This window comes from Streptomyces sp. NBC_00654, from assembly GCF_026341775.1.
GTDB lineage: Bacteria > Actinomycetota > Actinomycetes > Streptomycetales > Streptomycetaceae > Streptomyces.
Genome location: NZ_JAPEOB010000003.1, coordinates 440,012 through 458,700 on the forward strand (window position 1 = coordinate 440,012; position 18,689 = coordinate 458,700).

Genomic DNA, 18,689 nt, shown 5'->3' on the forward strand with positions numbered 1-18,689 from the left:
GCTGTGTCGGGGGCGGGGGGCACCACGGCAGGACGGCACGTCATCCGGGCGGACGACATACCCGTGGACGCCCCGCGCGTCCCTGCCCGTGAAGCGGCCGAGCACGAGCTGTCCAAACCGATGTACCACGAGAACGACCCCAACCTGCTCCAGCGCGGCCTCGACCGCTTCTGGGACTGGGTCGGCGGTCTCTTCGACGCCGCCGCCGACAACGCGCCCGGTGGCCCCGTGGGGCTGGCCGTGCTCGTACTGGCCGTCATCGGCCTGGCCGTCGCCCTGTGGTGGCGGCTGGGCACACCGCAACGCTCCACCCGTGCCACCGACGGCCTCTTCGAGAGCGTCGGTACCCGCAGCGCGGACCAGCACCGCACCGCCGCCGAAACACACGCGGCGGCCCTCCGCTGGAACGAGGCCGTGCAGGAACGCATGCGGGCCGTCGTCCGGTCCCTGGAGGAACGAGCCCTGCTCGACCCCCGCCCCGGCCGCACCGCGGACGAGGCCGCCGCCGAAGCGGGCCGCCCCCTTCCCGAGCACGCCGCCCGCCTGCGAGCCGCCGCCAGAGCGTTCGACGACGTCACATACGGCGGCCGCACGGCCGACCAGCGGACGTACCTGACCCTGCGCACCCTCGATCTCGAACTCGGCACCGCCAAGCCCCTGCTGTCCGGTACCGCCCGAGGAGCCACCGGATGACCGCGGCCACCACCACCGCATCCCCCACCTCGGCCTCCCCCACCCCGCGCCAGGTCTGGAAACGCGCCCGAGGGCTGCTGCTCGCCGTGCTCATCCTCGTCATCGCCGGAATCACGTTCGCCGCCATACGCTCCGGCGACCACCACGGCCGGCTCGACCCCCGCTCCGCCGACCCGTTCGGCAGCCGCGCCATCGCCGAACTCCTCAAGGACCGCGGCATATCCGTCACCGTCGCGACCACCCTCGACGAGGCGACGACCGCGGCAGGCCCCGACACCACGCTCCTGGTCGCCCGCCCCAATCTGCTGACCCCATGGCAACAGCACCGGCTCCGTACCGCCACCGCCGCCGGCCACACCGTACTGATCGCCCCGGGCCCGGCCTCCGTCGACGAACTGGCCCCCGGCGTACATGCCGAGCCGCCCGGCAGGGTGATCGAACGAGCACCGGCATGCACCTTCCCTGCCGCCCGAGGCGCGGGCACGGCGGACATGGGAGGCATCCGCTACACAGCGGAAGGCCTCGACACCCTCGCCTGCTACCCGAGCGGCGGCCTCCCCGCACTCCTGGTCCTCCAAGAGCCCGGCCGCGGCGACACCGTCCTCCTCGGCTCCCCCGACTTTCTCCACAACGAGCGTCTCGCCCAGCACGGCAACGCCTCGCTCGCCCTGGGACTCCTCGGTTCCCGCCCACATGTTGTCTGGTACCTCCCCTCTCTGGCCGATCCCTCCGCGACCCGGGGCGACGGACGCGCCGACAGCGGCGACGGCTCCGGTGACGTCGGCAGGACCGAAGACTCCGGCGGCGAGAGCAGCTTCCTCGACCTGATCCCATCCGGCTGGATCTGGGGGACCCTGCAGCTCACCCTCGCGGCCGTACTCGCCGCCGTCTGGCGCGCCCGCCGACTGGGCCCCCTGGTCACCGAGCGGCTCCCCGTGGCCATTCGCGCCTCCGAGTCCGCCGAAGGCCGCGCTCGCCTCTACCGCAAGGCCAACGCCCGGGACCGGGCAGCCGCCTCGCTCCGATCCGCCACGCGCACCCGCGTCGCCCCCTTCATCGGTGTGTCCTCCCACGGTGCCCACTCCCCCGACGTACTGCTCCCCGCCCTCTCCGCACGACTCACCGGCCCGAGCGTCGACCCCAGCACCCTGCTCTTCGGTCCGCCCCCCGCCGATGACGCCGCACTCGTTCTTCTCGCCGACCAACTCGACGCCCTCGAAAGAGAGGTACGCACTTCATGAGCGCCCCGACCCCAGAGCCCACCAGGCCCACCGAGACCATTGAGGCTCCCGCGGCACCCGCGCTCTCCGACAACGCCCGCGCGTCCCTGGAAGCCCTGCGCTCCGAGATCGCCAAGGCCGTGGTCGGCCAGGACCCGGCGGTCACCGGACTCGTCGTCGCACTGCTCTGCCGAGGCCACGTCCTCCTCGAAGGTGTCCCCGGTGTGGCGAAGACCCTCCTGGTGCGGGCCCTCGCCGCCTCTCTCGAACTCGACACCAAACGCGTGCAGTTCACCCCCGACCTGATGCCCAGCGATGTCACCGGCTCCCTCGTCTACGACGCCCGCACGGCGGAGTTCTCCTTCCAGCCCGGCCCGGTGTTCACGAATCTGCTGCTCGCCGACGAAATCAACCGCACCCCTCCCAAGACACAGGCCTCCCTCCTGGAAGCCATGGAGGAACGTCAGGTCACCGTCGACGGAACCCCCCGCCCACTGCCCGACCCGTTCCTGGTCGCCGCGACCCAGAACCCCGTCGAGTACGAGGGCACGTACCCGCTCCCCGAGGCTCAACTGGACCGCTTCCTGCTCAAACTGACGGTTCCCCTGCCGTCGCGGCAGGACGAGATCAATGTCCTCACCCGTCATGCCGACGGCTTCGACCCGCGCGACCTGAAGGCAGCCGGCATACGCCCGGTCGCGGGCCCCGCCGATCTGGAAGCCGCCCGCGAAGCCGTCTCCAGGACCACGGTCTCCCCGGAGATCGCCGGCTATGTCGTCGATATCTGCCGTGCCACGCGCGAATCCCCCTCACTCGCCCTCGGCGTCTCCCCGCGAGGCGCCACCGCACTGCTCTCCACCGCTCGCGCCTGGGCCTGGCTGACCGGACGGGACTATGTCATCCCGGACGATGTGAAGGCCCTGGCTCTCCCCACGCTCCGTCATCGCATTCAACTGCGGCCCGAAGCGGAGATGGAGGGGGTCACCCCCGACTCCGTCATCACCTCGGTGCTCGCCCACGTCCCCGTACCCCGATGAGGCGATGACCATGGCCCTCACCGGACGAGCCGCGCTGCTGGCCGCACTGGGATCACTCCCTGTAGGCATCCTGGCTCCGAGCTGGACAGGGATGCTCGCGGTCAACGCACCGCTCTCTCTAGCAATTCTGTGCGACTACGCCCTGGCAGCACCAGTGCGCACGCTTCGTTTCACCCGATCCGGTGATACATCCGTTCGACTCGGCGACTCCGCAGAAGTGCGACTCACCGTAACCAATCCATCCCGGCGCCGACTGCGGGCCCAGCTCCGGGACGCCTGGCCCCCCAGCAGCTGGCCCACCGGTACCGACCGGTCGGCGTCCCGCCACACGTTCACGGTCCCCGCGGGCGAACAACGCCGGCTCAGCACCCTGCTCCGTCCGACCCGCCGTGGCGACCGCCGGTCCGAACGCGTCACCGTCCGCTCGCTCGGACCGCTGGGCCTCGCCGCCCGCCAGGGGTACCACAAGGTTCCCTGGACGGTCCGGGTGCTGCCTCCGTTCACCAGCCGCAAGCATCTGCCGTCCAGGCTCGCGCGACTGCGTGAACTCGACGGCCGCACCAGCGTCCTCACACGTGGGGAAGGCACGGAGTTCGACAGCCTGAGGGCCTACGTGCCCGGCGACGACACCCGCTCCATCGACTGGCGGGCCACGGCACGCCAGTCCGCCGTCGCGGTTCGCACCTGGCGCCCGGAGCGGGACCGCCACATCCTCATCGTCCTGGACACGGGTCGAACCTCAGCGGGCCGGGTGGGCGACATCCCCAGGCTCGACGCCGCGATGGACGCGGCACTGCTCCTCACCGCTCTCGCCACCCGCGCGGGCGACCGTGTGAACCTGCTCGCCCATGACCGCCGTGTCCGGGCCCGGGTCCAGGGCCGCACCGACACGGGCGATGTCCTGGCGAGGGTCGTCAACGCCCTGGCTCCCCTGGAGCCGGAGCTCGTCGAGACGGACGCCCGCGCCCTCAGCACCGCCGTCCTGGCCGCCGCTCCCCGACGCTCTCTGATCGTGATCCTGACCGCCCTGGACGCCGCCCCCATCGAAGAGGGCCTGCTTCCGGTCCTCCCTCAGCTCACCCAGCGCCACACGGTGCTGGTCGCCGCCGTCGCCGACCCGCAGATCGAGACAATGGCGCAGGCCCGGGGCACAGTGGACGCGGTGTACGAGGCAGCTGCCGGCGCGCAGGCCCAGGCGGAGCGGCGCCGCACGGCGGAACAGCTTCAACATCACGGCGTCACCGTCGTCGATGCCACTCCCGAGAGCCTCGCCCCCGCGCTCGCCGACGCCTATCTGGCGCTCAAGGCAGCCGGCCGACTCTGAAGACCGTCTCCCGGTCGCGACAGGAGAGTGCCCACCCAGCCAGGGTGGGCAAAATCGTTGTCCTGGTGGTGAACGCAGAAAAGCCCCGTACCTTGCGGTACGGGGCTTTCCCGGAAAAATTGTTCGGCGGCGTCCTACTCTCCCACAGGGTCCCCCCTGCAGTACCATCGGCGCTGAAAGGCTTAGCTTCCGGGTTCGGAATGTAACCGGGCGTTTCCCTAACGCAATGACCACCGAAACACTATGAAATTAACCAACACCGGAACACACACGGCCGTTCGTTATTTCAGAACTAACACAGTGGACGCGAGCAACTGAGGACAAGCCCTCGGCCTATTAGTACCAGTCAGCTCCACCCGTTACCGGGCTTCCACATCTGGCCTATCAACCCAGTCGTCTACTGGGAGCCTTAACCCTTCAAGAGGGTGGGAATACTCATCTCGAAGCAGGCTTCCCGCTTAGATGCTTTCAGCGGTTATCCTTTCCGAACGTAGCCAACCAGCCATGCCCTTGGCAGGACAACTGGCACACCAGAGGTTCGTCCGTCCCGGTCCTCTCGTACTAGGGACAGCCCTTCTCAATATTCCTACGCGCACAGCGGATAGGGACCGAACTGTCTCACGACGTTCTAAACCCAGCTCGCGTACCGCTTTAATGGGCGAACAGCCCAACCCTTGGGACCGACTCCAGCCCCAGGATGCGACGAGCCGACATCGAGGTGCCAAACCATCCCGTCGATATGGACTCTTGGGGAAGATCAGCCTGTTATCCCCGGGGTACCTTTTATCCGTTGAGCGACAGCGCTTCCACAAGCCACTGCCGGATCACTAGTCCCGACTTTCGTCCCTGCTCGACCCGTCGGTCTCACAGTCAAGCTCCCTTGTGCACTTACACTCAACACCTGATTGCCAACCAGGCTGAGGGAACCTTTGGGCGCCTCCGTTACTCTTTAGGAGGCAACCGCCCCAGTTAAACTACCCATCAGACACTGTCCCTGATCCGGATCACGGACCCAGGTTAGACATCCAGCACGACCAGAGTGGTATTTCAACGACGACTCCACAACCACTGGCGTGGCCGCTTCAAAGTCTCCCACCTATCCTACACAAGCCGAACCGAACACCAATATCAAACTATAGTAAAGGTCCCGGGGTCTTTCCGTCCTGCTGCGCGAAACGAGCATCTTTACTCGTAGTGCAATTTCACCGGGCCTATGGTTGAGACAGTCGAGAAGTCGTTACGCCATTCGTGCAGGTCGGAACTTACCCGACAAGGAATTTCGCTACCTTAGGATGGTTATAGTTACCACCGCCGTTTACTGGCGCTTAAGTTCTCAGCTTCGCACACCCGAAAGTGCACTAACCGGTCCCCTTAACGTTCCAGCACCGGGCAGGCGTCAGTCCGTATACATCGCCTTACGGCTTCGCACGGACCTGTGTTTTTAGTAAACAGTCGCTTCTCGCTGGTCTCTGCGGCCACCCCCAGCTCACCGAGTAAATCGGATCACCAGTGATGGCCCCCCTTCTCCCGAAGTTACGGGGGCATTTTGCCGAGTTCCTTAACCATAGTTCACCCGAACGCCTCGGTATTCTCTACCTGACCACCTGAGTCGGTTTAGGGTACGGGCCGCCATGAAACTCGCTAGAGGCTTTTCTCGACAGCATAGGATCATCCACTTCACCACAATCGGCTCGGCATCAGGTCTCACCCTTATACGTGTGACGGATTTGCCTACCACACGGGCTACACCCTTACCCCGGGACAACCACCGCCCGGGCTGGACTACCTTCCTGCGTCACCCCATCGCTTACCTACTACAAGTCTGGTTCATCGGCTCCACCACTACCCTCAACTCCGAAGAGATCGGGCCGGCTTCACGGACTTAGCATCGCCTGATTCAGTACTGGGCGTTTCAAAGCGGGTACCGGAATATCAACCGGTTGTCCATCGACTACGCCTGTCGGCCTCGCCTTAGGTCCCGACTTACCCTGGGCAGATCAGCTTGACCCAGGAACCCTTAGTCAATCGGCGCACACGTTTCTCACGTGTGTATCGCTACTCATGCCTGCATTCTCACTCGTGAACCGTCCACAACTCGCTTCCGCGGCTGCTTCACCCGGCACACGACGCTCCCCTACCCATCCGTACTCCCGTTGGGGATATATGTACGAATGACACGACTTCGGCGGTACGCTTGAGCCCCGCTACATTGTCGGCGCGGAATCACTTGACCAGTGAGCTATTACGCACTCTTTCAAGGGTGGCTGCTTCTAAGCCAACCTCCTGGTTGTCTCTGCGACTCCACATCCTTTCCCACTTAGCGTACGCTTAGGGGCCTTAGTCGATGCTCTGGGCTGTTTCCCTCTCGACCATGGAGCTTATCCCCCACAGTCTCACTGCCGTGCTCTCACTTACCGGCATTCGGAGTTTGGCTAAGGTCAGTAACCCGGTAGGGCCCATCGCCTATCCAGTGCTCTACCTCCGGCAAGAAACACACGACGCTGCACCTAAATGCATTTCGGGGAGAACCAGCTATCACGGAGTTTGATTGGCCTTTCACCCCTAACCACAGGTCATCCCCCAGGTTTTCAACCCTGGTGGGTTCGGTCCTCCACGAAGTCTTACCTCCGCTTCAACCTGCCCATGGCTAGATCACTCCGCTTCGGGTCTTGAGCGCGCTACTAAATCGCCCTATTCGGACTCGCTTTCGCTACGGCTTCCCCACACGGGTTAACCTCGCAACACACCGCAAACTCGCAGGCTCATTCTTCAAAAGGCACGCAGTCACGACTGCATGTGCAAGCACATACAGCGACGCTCCCACGGCTTGTAGGCACACGGTTTCAGGTACTATTTCACTCCGCTCCCGCGGTACTTTTCACCATTCCCTCACGGTACTATCCGCTATCGGTCACCAGGGAATATTTAGGCTTAGCGGGTGGTCCCGCCAGATTCACACGGGATTTCTCGGGCCCCGTGCTACTTGGGTGTCTCTTAAACGAGCCGTTAATGTTTCAGCTACGGGGGTCTTACCCTCTACGCCGGACCTTTCGCATGTCCTTCGCCTACATCAACGGTTTCTGACTCGTCTCACAGCCGGCAGACCGTGAAAAAGAGATCCCACAACCCCGCATGCGCAACCCCTGCCGGGTATCACACGCATACGGTTTGGCCTCATCCAGTTTCGCTCGCCACTACTCCCGGAATCACGGTTGTTTTCTCTTCCTGAGGGTACTGAGATGTTTCACTTCCCCTCGTTCCCTCCACACTGCCTATGTGTTCAGCAGCGGGTGACAGCCCATGACGACTGCCGGGTTTCCCCATTCGGAAACCCCCGGATCAAAGCTTGGTTGACAGCTCCCCGGGGACTATCGTGGCCTCCCACGTCCTTCATCGGTTCCTGGTGCCAAGGCATCCACCGTGCGCCCTTAAAAACTTGGCCACAGATGCTCGCGTCCACTGTGCAGTTCTCAAACAACGACCAGCCACCCATCACCCCACCCATACAGGTGAGTGCACTGGGGCCGGCAACCGAAGGACAGACTCAAACGAGTCCGTACCCTCAGATACCCAACAGCGTGCCCGACCCGACCGATCCCTCCCCACGTTCCACGCCGAAGCAGTACTAGTGAAAAACAACCTGTCGTGCCGAGTAGTCAACGTTCCACCCATGAGCAACCAGCACCGAACATTCGCCGGTGTACTGGCCTCTGACCAGACCAAAAGGCCCGGTAAGAAATGCTCCTTAGAAAGGAGGTGATCCAGCCGCACCTTCCGGTACGGCTACCTTGTTACGACTTCGTCCCAATCGCCAGTCCCACCTTCGACAGCTCCCTCCCACAAGGGGTTGGGCCACCGGCTTCGGGTGTTACCGACTTTCGTGACGTGACGGGCGGTGTGTACAAGGCCCGGGAACGTATTCACCGCAGCAATGCTGATCTGCGATTACTAGCAACTCCGACTTCATGGGGTCGAGTTGCAGACCCCAATCCGAACTGAGACCGGCTTTTTGAGATTCGCTCCGCCTCGCGGCATCGCAGCTCATTGTACCGGCCATTGTAGCACGTGTGCAGCCCAAGACATAAGGGGCATGATGACTTGACGTCGTCCCCACCTTCCTCCGAGTTGACCCCGGCAGTCTCCTGTGAGTCCCCATCACCCCGAAGGGCATGCTGGCAACACAGAACAAGGGTTGCGCTCGTTGCGGGACTTAACCCAACATCTCACGACACGAGCTGACGACAGCCATGCACCACCTGTATACCGACCACAAGGGGGGCACCATCTCTGATGCTTTCCGGTATATGTCAAGCCTTGGTAAGGTTCTTCGCGTTGCGTCGAATTAAGCCACATGCTCCGCTGCTTGTGCGGGCCCCCGTCAATTCCTTTGAGTTTTAGCCTTGCGGCCGTACTCCCCAGGCGGGGAACTTAATGCGTTAGCTGCGGCACCGACGACGTGGAATGTCGCCAACACCTAGTTCCCAACGTTTACGGCGTGGACTACCAGGGTATCTAATCCTGTTCGCTCCCCACGCTTTCGCTCCTCAGCGTCAGTAATGGCCCAGAGATCCGCCTTCGCCACCGGTGTTCCTCCTGATATCTGCGCATTTCACCGCTACACCAGGAATTCCGATCTCCCCTACCACACTCTAGCTAGCCCGTATCGAATGCAGACCCGGGGTTAAGCCCCGGGCTTTCACATCCGACGTGACAAGCCGCCTACGAGCTCTTTACGCCCAATAATTCCGGACAACGCTTGCGCCCTACGTATTACCGCGGCTGCTGGCACGTAGTTAGCCGGCGCTTCTTCTGCAGGTACCGTCACTCTCGCTTCTTCCCTGCTGAAAGAGGTTTACAACCCGAAGGCCGTCATCCCTCACGCGGCGTCGCTGCATCAGGCTTTCGCCCATTGTGCAATATTCCCCACTGCTGCCTCCCGTAGGAGTCTGGGCCGTGTCTCAGTCCCAGTGTGGCCGGTCGCCCTCTCAGGCCGGCTACCCGTCGTCGCCTTGGTAGGCCATTACCCCACCAACAAGCTGATAGGCCGCGGGCTCATCCTTCACCGCCGGAGCTTTTAACCCCCGCCCATGCAGGCAGGAGTGTTATCCGGTATTAGACCCCGTTTCCAGGGCTTGTCCCAGAGTGAAGGGCAGATTGCCCACGTGTTACTCACCCGTTCGCCACTAATCCACCCCGAAGGGCTTCATCGTTCGACTTGCATGTGTTAAGCACGCCGCCAGCGTTCGTCCTGAGCCAGGATCAAACTCTCCGTGAATGTTTTCCCGTAATCGGGACACACATCACGAGAGCGGAACGACCGGTCGGAATAAGACCAGTCGTTCACAGCGTCCTCGCTGTGTAATTGCCTGCCCGAACCACCAGGGATTCGAAAGCAGGACTTTCAAAGGAACCACCAACCTGCCGAAGCAGGCCGGGGTATCAACATATCTGGCGTTGACTTTTGGCACGCTGTTGAGTTCTCAAGGAACGGACGCTTCCTTCGGTCCCGTTTCACCGGAGCCCTCCGGGCGCTTCCCTTCGTTCTTGCGTTTCCGACTCTATCAGACTCTTTCGTGTCCGATTCCCGGTCGAAGCGGGTCAAACTTTTTTCGCTTTCCAGTTCTTCGCTTTCGCGTTTCCCTTTCCGGCGAGTCCGACTTTACCAGACTCTTTTCCGTTCCGTTTCCGGTCCGAATTCGATTCCAGCGGCCTGCGGAGTGGCCTTTGCCTTTCGGCTGATTCGACCTTACCAGAAACATTTCAGCCGAAATAATCAGCTCAAATGAGATTCGAAGCAGGAGAATCGATTGGCTCTGCGGGAATGTGAATTCCCTGCCCAGAGCGAGACAGACACTAACCGTTGGGCTCGAACTTGTCCAGTTCGAGGCAACCGTTTAAATCTACCTCCCCACAGCAACCGTGTCAACGGCTTTTGGGGGCGAGGAGGAGACTAGCAGGTCAGCGCGGGCGGTCGCACATCGGTGGTCAGGCTGCGGAGGGAAGTTCGGCGCTGCGTTCGACCGCGTCCAGGTCGCCCGTGTCGCCGGCCCGTGCGGCTCGTCCGCCCAGAACGTAGACGTACGCGAGAAACGCCAGCTCAGCCGCGATACCGATCGTGATCCGGGCCCAGGTCGGAAGGCCGGACGGGGTCACGAAGCCCTCGATGACGCCCGAGACGAAGAGGACCAGCGCAAGGCCGACCGCCATGCCGATAGCGGCGCGGCCCTGCTCGGCCAGAGCCACGCGGCGTGTACGCGGACCGGGGTCGATCACCGTCCAGCCGAGACGGAGCCCTGTACCTGCGGCCACGAAGACGGCTGTCAGTTCGAGAAGCCCGTGCGGGAGGACAAGCCCGAGGAAGGTGTCCAGGCGGCCTGCGGACGACATCAGCCCTATGCCGACACCGAGGTTCAGCACGTTGAGGAAGAGGATCACGATCACCGGTACGCAGAGGAACGCCCCCAGTACCAGGCACATGGCTGCGGCCTGGGCGTTGTTCGTCCACACCTGCGCGGCGAACGACGCGGCCGGGTGGCTGGAGTAGTACGTCTCGTACTCCCCTCCCGGACGGGTCATGCTGCGCAGGTCGTCCGGGGCGGCTATCGCCGCCTGGACTTCCGGATGGGTGCCGATCCACCAGCCGATGAGCGCGGCCAGGAGGGTCGAGAGCACCGCCGTGGGGATCCACCAGTGGCGCGAGCGGTAGACGGCCGCGGGGAAGCCCGCGGTGAGGAATCGGGCCGCGTCGCGCCAGGAAGCCTTGCGGGTGCCGGTCACCGTCGAGCGGGCGCGGGCCACGAGCTGGGTGAGCCTGGCCGTGAGCATGGGGTCCGGGGCACTGGACTGGATCAGGGAGAGATGGGTGGCGGTGCGCTGGTAGAGGACGACGAGTTCGTCCGCCTCCGCACCCGTCAGACGGCGCCCGCGGCGCAGGAGGAAGTCCAGGCGGTCCCACTCCGTGCGGTGGGCGGTGACGAAGACGTCGAGGTCCATGATCGGCTGCGGCTCCAGGCATGGGTGCGTACGGGTCCGTACAACTGCGGCGCTGGCGGTCAGCTTGGCAGACTGTGCACCGGTGGGGCGGAGAAGGTCGGCGAAGGGTGGGTGGCGATGAACGAGCTGGTGACCGGGGACGCGGTCGTTCTGGGATTGCGGCCGGCGAGGCTGCCGAGCCGGGCCCTGGCGTTGGCGATCGATCTCGTGGTCGTCGTCACCGTCTTCGTCCTGGTGTCGATCGGTCTGGGAATCGCGGCGGTCTCGCTGGACGAGGCGGCGGTCGCGGCGATCGGGGTGGCGGCCTTTCTGCTGGTGCTGGTGGGTGGGCCGGTCGCGGTGGAGACCCTCAGCCATGGCCGTTCGCTGGGGAAGCTGGCGTGCGGGCTGCGCGTGGTCCGGGACGATGGCGGGCCGATCAGGTTCCGGCACGCCCTGGTGCGCGGAGCCATGGGGATGGTCGAGATTCTGATGACGTTCGGGGTCGTGGCCTGCGTCGCGTCCCTGGCCTCCGCGCGGGGGCGGCGGCTCGGTGATGTGTTCGCCGGGACGCTCGTCGTGCGGGAGCGGGTGCCGGCGGGGCGGTCGGCCGCGGTGCCGCCGCCTCCGCCCTGGCTGGCCGGCCGGTTCGCGCAGCTGGATCTGTCGGCGGTCCCGGACGGTCTCTGGCTCGCGATCCGTCAGTACCTGACCCGTATGCACCAGCTCGACCCCGAAGTGGGCCGGACGATCTCCGAACGGCTGGCCGGTGAGCTGGTGGCGCTGACCGGCGCACCCGCTCCGCACGGTGTTCCGGCGGCGGCCTATCTGGCCGGGGTGGTCGGCGAGCGTCAGTCGCGTGATGCGAGGCGGGTGTTCACCGCGGTCCCGCCCGGTGGGTTCGCGCCGCCCGGAACACCCTTCGCGCCGGTGCTGCCCGGCGGTTCCGGGACGGTCGTCGCCCCGGCGGTTCCTGCGGCATCCGTGCCCACGACTGCTCCGGCGCAGGCCGCCGCTCCCGTACCGGCTGTCGCTCCCGTACCTGCTGTCGCTCCCGTACCGGCCGTCGGTCCCGTCACAGCGGTGGGGGCGCCCACGACCGGTTTCGCCCCGCCCGGTTAGCCGAAGTCGGGCGCGCTGCGGGGCGGAGGTGGCGGCGACGGGGGCGTTTCGAGGTGTTCGAGTTCGATGCCGGGCGCCGCGAGGACCACGTCACCGGCGAGGTGGACCGTGTGCCGCTCCCCCGTGTCCAGGGCGCTGACCTGGTATTCGTCCACGGTCAGGGGCCCATTGTCAGTGGCATGGGCTTCACTGTTCACCAGGGCCCAGGACTGGTCGACGGTACGAGGTGCGAGGACCGGATCCGTGAAGGTGACCACACGGACGCGGGTCGTCGGGGAATCGGGGGTGAGGCGCAGGAGCCTCGTCATGGCGACGAGGAATGCGGGGGAGGTGCCGGCGAAGGTGTGGGCGCGGACATTGCCTTCGGTGGCATGAGTGCCGGTCGGGTCGGTCCGGACCCAGGTGACGCCTTCCAGGGCGGCGCCGCGGATCTGCCAGGCGGCCGCGTGGAGCTCAAGACGGATGGGGCGGCCGAGCTCGTCGAGGGCCAGGTCGACGGAGCCGAGGTGATCGCCGGAGGGGGTCGTGGTCCGGGAGACATAGCGCCAGCCGGAGGGGCCGGGGGCGCAGTGGAAGTGTTCTTCGCCGAGGGGGGTGTGATCGTGAAGATCGTGGAGCGAATACCGGCCGCGGGGCATGGGGTCCTTCGGGTTCCTCGGGCTGTACGGGTGCGGTAACGGGGCAGGCCCCCGGCACGGGGGTGCGGGGGCCTGCGCTCGGAACTGCCGCTGAGGCTGTCGGCCTCCCGGCGACCGGTGGGTGAGGGCACGCGGTCGCCGGGGGGGCAGGGGATCAGTAGCGGTAGTGGTCGGACTTGTACGGGCCGTCGACCTCGACGCCGATGTACGCGGCCTGCTCGGGGCGCAGGGTCGTGAGCTTGACGCCGAGCGCGGCGAGGTGCAGGCGGGCGACCTTCTCGTCCAGGTGCTTGGGCAGCACGTAGACGTCGGTCGGGTACTCCTCGGGCTTGGTGAACAGCTCGATCTGGGCCAGGGTCTGGTCCGCGAACGAGTTGGACATCACGAACGAGGGGTGGCCGGTGGCGTTGCCCAGGTTCAGCAGACGGCCCTCGGACAGCACGATGAGGACCCTGCCGTCGGGGAACGTCCAGGTGTGGACCTGCGGCTTGACCTCGTCCTTGACGATGCCCTCGATCTGCGCCAGGCCGGCCATGTCGATCTCGTTGTCGAAGTGGCCGATGTTCCCGACGATCGCCTGGTGCTTCATCTTGGCCATGTCCGAGGCCATGATGATGTCCTTGTTGCCCGTCGTGGTGACGAAGATGTCGGCCTGTGCCACGACGTCGTCGAGGGTGGCCACCTGGTAGCCGTCCATCGCGGCCTGGAGGGCGCAGATCGGGTCGATCTCGGTGATGATCACGCGGGCGCCCTGTCCGCGCAGGGACTCCGCGCAGCCCTTGCCCACGTCGCCGTAGCCGCAGACGACGGCGGTCTTGCCGCCGATCAGGACGTCGGTGGCGCGGTTGATGCCGTCGATCAGCGAGTGGCGGCAGCCGTACTTGTTGTCGAACTTCGACTTGGTGACCGCGTCATTGACGTTGATCGCCGGGAACAGGAGGGTGCCGTCGCGGTGCATCTCGTACAGCCGGTGCACACCGGTCGTGGTCTCCTCGGTGACCCCGCGGATCTCGGACGCCAGCTGGGTCCACTTCTGCGGGGCCTCGCCGAGGGTGCGGTTCAGCAGGGTGAGGATGTAGGCGTACTCCTCGCTGTCCGCGGTCGACGGGTCCGGGGCCGCGCCGGCCTTCTCGAACTCAACGCCCTTGTGGACCAGGAGGGTGGCGTCGCCGCCGTCGTCCAGGATCATGTTCGGGCCGCCGGTGGGGGTGTTCGGCCAGGTCAGGGCCTGCTCCGTGCACCACCAGTACTCCTCCAGCGTCTCGCCCTTCCAGGCGAAGACCGGGACGCCCGCCGGGGCCTCCGGGGTGCCGGTCGGGCCGACGGCGATGGCCGCGGCGGCGTGGTCCTGGGTGGAGAAGATGTTGCAGGAGGCCCAGCGGACGTCGGCGCCCAGGGCGACGAGGGTCTCGATGAGCACGGCCGTCTGCACCGTCATGTGCAGCGAGCCGGTGATCCGGGCGCCGGCCAGCGGCTGGGCCTCGGCGTACTCCTTGCGGATCGACATCAGACCGGGCATCTCGTGCTCGGCGAGGGTGATCTCCTTGCGGCCGAAGGCGGCGAGGGAGAGGTCGGCGACCTTGAAGTCCTGGCGATTGGCGACCGTCGTCATAACGGGCTGCTCCTCGTGATGGGTCGAGGGTGGGCTGGGCTGGCTCTGCGACGGCGGGCACACGAATGCCCGGTCGTTCACCAGTGCAGTCCGTCGGAGGCCCTCTGTCCCTCGGCCGGTCCACAGGGATGCGGACCGATCAACCGCCATCAGCAGCGACGTCTGTGTCTCACACGAATCTACACCGAACGGCCCAGTGAGCCCCAGTCCGTTCAAGTAACCGGGGCGTGCACCGGGCCGTCGGGGGCTGAACGTCGGTGGTTCAGTGGCCGGATTCCTCCGGGGCCGGGCCACCGGGCTGCTTGCCCGGGTTGGTACCGGCCGCGGCGGCCTCCGCGTTGAAGATGTCCGGCTCCAGGTAGATGACCCGGGCGATCGGGACGGCTTCGCGGATCCGGTTCTCGGCGGCGTTGATGGCGTGGGCGACCTCTACGGCGGTGTCGCCGTGCCGGACCGCGATCTTGGCGGCGACCAGCAGTTCCTCGGGACCGAGGTGGAGCGTACGCATGTGGATGATGCGCGTCACGGTGTCGCCGTCGACCACGGCGGCCTTGATCTTCTCGACCTCCTCGATGCCCGCGGACTCACCGAGCAGCAGGGACTTGGTCTCGGCGGCGAGAACGATCGCGATGATGATCAGCAGGATGCCGATGCAGAGGGTGCCGATGCCGTCCCAGACGCCGTTGCCGGTGCCCAGCGCCAGACCGACGCCCGCGAGGGCCAGGATCAGGCCGACGAGGGCGCCGAGGTCCTCAAGGAGGACGACGGGCAGCTCGGGGGCCTTCGCGCGACGGACGAACTCCGTCCAGGAACGCGTGCCCCGGGTCTGGTTGGACTCCTTGATCGCCGTACGGAAGGAGAAGCTCTCCGCGATGATCGCGAAGATCAGCACGCCGACCGGCCAGTACCAGGCCTCGATCTCGTGGGGGTGCTTGATCTTCTCGTAGCCCTCGTAGATCGCGAACATGCCACCGACCGAGAAGAGGACGATGGAGACGAGGAAGGCGTAGATGTAGCGCTCGCGCCCGTACCCGAAGGGGTGCTGGGGAGTGGCTTCGCGCTGGGCCTTCTTGCCGCCGAGCAGCAGCAGGCCCTGGTTGCCGGAGTCGGCGAGCGAGTGGACGCTCTCCGCGAGCATCGACGACGAGCCACTGAAGAGGAACGCCACGAATTTGGCCACCGCGATCGCGAGGTTGGCTGCCAGCGCCGCCACGATCGCCTTGGTTCCGCCTGACGCGCTCATGAGTGCGTGGTGTCCCTTCCTCGGTGCGGCACGGGCGGCCGCGCATGCGGCCGCCCGTTACGGCCGCGTATTACGGCGGCACATTGTTGCAGTCGTTGGTGCGGACGGTACGTCAGGCCACCACGGTGGCACGGAAGAGTGTCCCGGTTCCGGAAGCTTGCACCGTTTCGCCCGCCGGTACGAACACCGATTCCCCGGGGGCGAGGGCAAGGTCTCCGACCTGGGGGGCACCGGCCGTGCAGAGCACGATCTGGGGGGTGGCGACGGTCAGTTCGACGGGTGCGGCGCCCGGCGCGAGGTCGTAGCGCGACAGCCGGAATTCGTCGGCCGGGGTCTCGTACGGCTCCTCGCCGGAGGGGGACGCCTCGGGGCGCAGGATGTCGGGGTCGGTGGCCTCGAAGCGGACGATGCGCAGGAGTTCGGGGACGTCGATGTGCTTCGGGGTGAGTCCGCAGCGCAGCACGTTGTCCGAGTTGGCCATGATCTCGACGCCGAGGCCACCGAGGTAGGCGTGCGGGACACCGGCGCCGAGGAACAGGGCCTCGCCCGGTTCGAGCTGGACGTAGTTCAGCAGCATCGCCGCGATCACACCGGGATCGCCGGGGAAGTGATGGGCTATCCGGGCGTACGGGGCGTGGGCGCCGCCGAGCCGGTCGGCCGCCGCCGCGGCCTCGGTCACGGTGTCCGCCATCTCCGCCGGGTCGGCGGTGAGGATCGCCGTGAGCACCTCACGCAGCGCCGCCTCTTCGGGGTGGGCGCGGAGCAGGTCCACGTACGGCTTGAGGGAGCCGACTCCGAGGGCCTCGATCGCGTCGGCCGCCTCGGCGGGCCGGCGGAAGCCGCACAGCCCGTCGAAGGGGGTGAGCGCGCAGATCAGCTCGGGCTTGTGGTTGGCGTCCTTGTACGTGCGGTGGGGGGCGTCGGCCGGGACGCCCCGGCTCTCCTCGTCCGCGTACCCCTTGGCGGCCTGTTCGAGGTCGGGGTGGACCTGGAGGGAGAGGGGGGCGCCCGCCGCGAGCAGCTTGAGCAGGAAGGGGAGGCGGGGGCCGAACCTGGCGACGGCGGCCGGGCCCAGTTCGCGTTCGGGGTCGGCGGCGATGACCTCGGTGAGGGGGCGTTCCCCGCCGTCGGCGCCGGGGCGGGTGATACGGGAAGGGGCTCCCGGGTGGGCGCCCATCCACATCTCGGCCTGGGGTTCACCGGTGGGAGCGACGCCGAGCAGGGCGGGGATGGCCGTGGTGGAGCCCCAGGCGTAGGGGCGCACGGTGTTGGACAGCCTGTCCATGGAGATCGTCCTCGGGGGATGAGTCAGGGGATTCGTCGGGCAACGGTGTCGAGCGGACGCGGCACGGCGCGGCAGGACGTGTCGAGGCACGCGGAAGCGGGGGTGTCAGGGCCCGGGTACCGCGGCGAGTGACAGATAGACCGCGGCGAAGTCGGTGACGGCGAGCAGCTCGGCCAGGGCTTCGAGCTCGCTGCCGTCCTCCGGTTCGAGTTCGCTGACAGCCGTGTCGTGGCCGAGCGCCAGTTCGCGCGCCGCCGGGTAGGCGCTCAGGCCGCCGGTGGGCCGGTCCCGGAGCAGGACGACCCTGGCCCGCAGGGTCTCGCGCTCGTTGACACGGTCACGGAAGAAGTCGTCGGGGTCGGCTCCGGCCGCGAAGTCCCCGGCCAGCAGCGCACCGTGCGAGGGCAGCGCCTGCGGGAGTTCGGCGGCGAGCGCCGGGCGGCCCGCGAGCTCGGACAGTACGGCGGCGAAGCGGCGGCCGACCGGGCCCGCGGCCTCACCCTCCGTCCACAGCAGCGGCAGGCTGTCGGCGAGCTCGGCGGCGAGGGTCTTCGCCGGGTTGCTGTACGTGGCGATGGCCGGGCCGCAGCGTTCGGCGGTGCGGTCCAGGCGGTCGGCCACCTTCTGGAGGTCCTCGGCGGAGGCGGTCACCAGGCCCGCCCGGTCCAGGAGTGCCAGCAGCGGGGTGAGCAGCGCCCAGAGGGTGCCCGGTCCGGCGGCCGAGGTCTCCGCGTCGTACTCGCCGTGCGGGGCCGCCGCCATCGGTACGACGAGGCCGTGCACCTCGTCGACCGCTTCGCGCAGGGGCGAGCCGGTGGGGGCCACCGCGACGACGGTGCAGCCGCGCCGGTACGCCTGTTCGGCGAGCAGGGCGAGGCCCGGTTCGGATCCGTCGGCCGTGGCGATGAGCAGCAGGTCCACGGATCCGGCCCAGCCGGGGAGCGCCCAGCGCAGGGCTCCGGCGGCGGGGGCGACGCCCGAGGGGCGGATACGGGTCACCGGGGCGGCGGCCCCCGCCAGTGCGCCGATCAGGTCGGCGACGCCGGACGCGGCGGTGCCCGGTCCCGCGACGAGGACGGCGCGGGGCCTGCCCTCCGGGTTCAGGTTGCCGATGCCGGCCTCGGCGGCGTGCCGGGCGGCGGTACGGACCCGGGCACCTGCCTCGGCGGCGCCGCGGAGCAGACCGCGGCGGTCGGCTCGGGCCAGGGCTTCCGGGGCGTCGAGCAGCGACTCGTCGAGCATGGTGGTGGGCCTCCGATCACCGAACGGATGCGGGGTGCGAGATCCGGGGTACGGGTACGGGGTACGGCGGTGGGCGCCGCCCGCCCGCGCCCCGTACGCGCGGCGCTCGTTGTCAGGCGGGGCGGCGGGCCTCGTCGACGAGCAGGACCGGGATGCCGTCCCGTACCGGGTAGGCCAGGCCGCAGTCGGTACCGGTGCAGACCAGCTCCGGGCTGTCGGCCGCCGACCGGTCGTCGAGCGGAGAGTGACAGGCCGGGCAGGCGAGGATCTCCAGAAGGCCGGCTTCGAGCGGCATGGGGTG

12 protein-coding genes and 3 rRNA genes are annotated in these 18,689 nt (G+C 66.9%); 5 read left to right on the forward strand and 10 right to left on the reverse strand.

Annotation, left to right across the window (positions count from 1 at the left end; all coding sequences use genetic code 11):
- The first annotated feature begins 3 nt into the window (after positions 1 to 3).
- From OHA98_RS34275 to OHA98_RS34290, 4 genes are read left to right on the forward strand one after another with little or no spacing between them, the layout of a single operon-like run.
- Entirely contained in the window at positions 4 to 693 is a 690-nt protein-coding gene (locus OHA98_RS34275; protein ID WP_266931592.1) for a DUF4129 domain-containing protein, read from the forward strand.
- Positions 690 to 1,934, forward strand: a complete 1,245-nt coding sequence (locus OHA98_RS34280; RefSeq protein WP_266931594.1) for a DUF4350 domain-containing protein — start codon at positions 690 to 692, stop codon at positions 1,932 to 1,934. The genes OHA98_RS34275 and OHA98_RS34280 overlap by 4 nt, the downstream gene beginning before the upstream one ends.
- Positions 1,931 to 2,950, forward strand: a complete 1,020-nt coding sequence (locus OHA98_RS34285) for a MoxR family ATPase (RefSeq protein WP_266931595.1) — start codon at positions 1,931 to 1,933, stop codon at positions 2,948 to 2,950. Before OHA98_RS34280 ends, OHA98_RS34285 begins: the two co-directional genes overlap by 4 nt.
- A 10-nt stretch (positions 2,951 to 2,960) precedes the next feature.
- Positions 2,961 to 4,274, forward strand: coding sequence for a DUF58 domain-containing protein (locus tag OHA98_RS34290; RefSeq protein ID WP_266932530.1), 1,314 nt, complete (start codon positions 2,961 to 2,963; stop codon positions 4,272 to 4,274).
- A 121-nt stretch (positions 4,275 to 4,395) separates the two neighbouring features.
- Here OHA98_RS34290 and rrf read toward each other — a convergent pair.
- The 4 genes from rrf to OHA98_RS34310 form a co-directional block, all read right to left on the reverse strand.
- Positions 4,396 to 4,512, reverse strand: a 5S ribosomal RNA gene (gene rrf / locus OHA98_RS34295).
- 78 nt (positions 4,513 to 4,590) lie between these two features.
- A 23S ribosomal RNA gene (locus OHA98_RS34300) occupies positions 4,591 to 7,716 on the reverse strand.
- Positions 7,717 to 8,023: 307 nt separating this feature from the next.
- Positions 8,024 to 9,549: ribosomal RNA gene (locus OHA98_RS34305) — 16S ribosomal RNA — on the reverse strand.
- The 16S, 23S and 5S rRNA genes sit together here, the layout of an rRNA operon.
- A gap of 710 nt (positions 9,550 to 10,259) precedes the next feature.
- A complete protein-coding gene (locus OHA98_RS34310; RefSeq protein ID WP_266931596.1) occupies positions 10,260 to 11,267 on the reverse strand; it encodes a stage II sporulation protein M in 1,008 nt (335 codons plus the stop codon).
- Between the two features lie 117 nt (positions 11,268 to 11,384).
- Here OHA98_RS34310 and OHA98_RS34315 point away from each other — a divergent pair, with 117 nt between their 5' ends.
- Positions 11,385 to 12,368, forward strand: coding sequence for an RDD family protein (locus OHA98_RS34315; protein ID WP_266932531.1), 984 nt, complete (start codon positions 11,385 to 11,387; stop codon positions 12,366 to 12,368).
- Here OHA98_RS34315 and OHA98_RS34320 read toward each other — a convergent pair.
- From OHA98_RS34320 to OHA98_RS34345, 6 genes are all read right to left on the reverse strand, one after another.
- A complete protein-coding gene (locus tag OHA98_RS34320; protein ID WP_266931598.1) occupies positions 12,365 to 13,006 on the reverse strand; it encodes a hypothetical protein in 642 nt (213 codons plus the stop codon). The genes OHA98_RS34315 and OHA98_RS34320 overlap by 4 nt on opposite strands.
- Positions 13,007 to 13,160: 154 nt before the next feature.
- On the reverse strand, positions 13,161 to 14,618 hold the full coding sequence (gene ahcY, locus OHA98_RS34325; protein WP_266931601.1) for an adenosylhomocysteinase: 1,458 nt from the start codon (positions 14,616 to 14,618) through the stop codon (positions 13,161 to 13,163).
- A 262-nt stretch (positions 14,619 to 14,880) separates the two neighbouring features.
- Positions 14,881 to 15,861 (reverse strand): cation diffusion facilitator family transporter, encoded by a 981-nt coding sequence (locus OHA98_RS34330; protein WP_266931603.1) that lies wholly within the window; start codon positions 15,859 to 15,861, stop codon positions 14,881 to 14,883.
- A 112-nt stretch (positions 15,862 to 15,973) separates the two neighbouring features.
- Entirely contained in the window at positions 15,974 to 17,146 is a 1,173-nt protein-coding gene (gene manA / locus OHA98_RS34335; RefSeq protein ID WP_266931605.1) for a mannose-6-phosphate isomerase, class I, read from the reverse strand.
- Between the two features lie 105 nt (positions 17,147 to 17,251).
- Complete coding sequence (locus OHA98_RS34340; protein ID WP_266931606.1) at positions 17,252 to 18,388, reverse strand: SIS domain-containing protein; 1,137 nt, start codon at positions 18,386 to 18,388, stop codon at positions 17,252 to 17,254.
- 112 nt (positions 18,389 to 18,500) lie between these two features.
- Positions 18,501 to 18,683 carry a Trm112 family protein gene (locus tag OHA98_RS34345; protein WP_030927015.1) on the reverse strand — a complete coding sequence of 61 codons (183 nt, stop codon included), beginning with the start codon at positions 18,681 to 18,683 and terminating at the stop codon, positions 18,501 to 18,503.
- Positions 18,684 to 18,689: the final 6 nt, after the last annotated feature.

Excerpts from the sequence above, each read along its gene's own strand:
- OHA98_RS34280 (WP_266931594.1), top strand. The coding sequence starts at position 690 with ATGACCGCGGCCACCACCACCGCATCCCCCACCTCGGCCTCCCCCACC.
- OHA98_RS34285 (WP_266931595.1), top strand. The coding sequence starts at position 1,931 with ATGAGCGCCCCGACCCCAGAGCCCACCAGGCCCACCGAGACCATTGAG.
- OHA98_RS34290 (WP_266932530.1), top strand. The coding sequence starts at position 2,961 with ATGGCCCTCACCGGACGAGCCGCGCTGCTGGCCGCACTGGGATCACTC.
- OHA98_RS34310 (WP_266931596.1), bottom strand. The coding sequence starts at position 11,267 with ATGGACCTCGACGTCTTCGTCACCGCCCACCGCACGGAGTGGGACCGC.
- OHA98_RS34315 (WP_266932531.1), top strand. The coding sequence starts at position 11,385 with ATGAACGAGCTGGTGACCGGGGACGCGGTCGTTCTGGGATTGCGGCCG.
- OHA98_RS34320 (WP_266931598.1), bottom strand. The coding sequence starts at position 13,006 with ATGCCCCGCGGCCGGTATTCGCTCCACGATCTTCACGATCACACCCCC.
- ahcY (WP_266931601.1), bottom strand. The coding sequence starts at position 14,618 with ATGACGACGGTCGCCAATCGCCAGGACTTCAAGGTCGCCGACCTCTCC.
- OHA98_RS34330 (WP_266931603.1), bottom strand. The coding sequence starts at position 15,861 with ATGAGCGCGTCAGGCGGAACCAAGGCGATCGTGGCGGCGCTGGCAGCC.
- manA (WP_266931605.1), bottom strand. The coding sequence starts at position 17,146 with ATGGACAGGCTGTCCAACACCGTGCGCCCCTACGCCTGGGGCTCCACC.
- OHA98_RS34340 (WP_266931606.1), bottom strand. The coding sequence starts at position 18,388 with ATGCTCGACGAGTCGCTGCTCGACGCCCCGGAAGCCCTGGCCCGAGCC.
- OHA98_RS34345 (WP_030927015.1), bottom strand. The coding sequence starts at position 18,683 with ATGCCGCTCGAAGCCGGCCTTCTGGAGATCCTCGCCTGCCCGGCCTGT.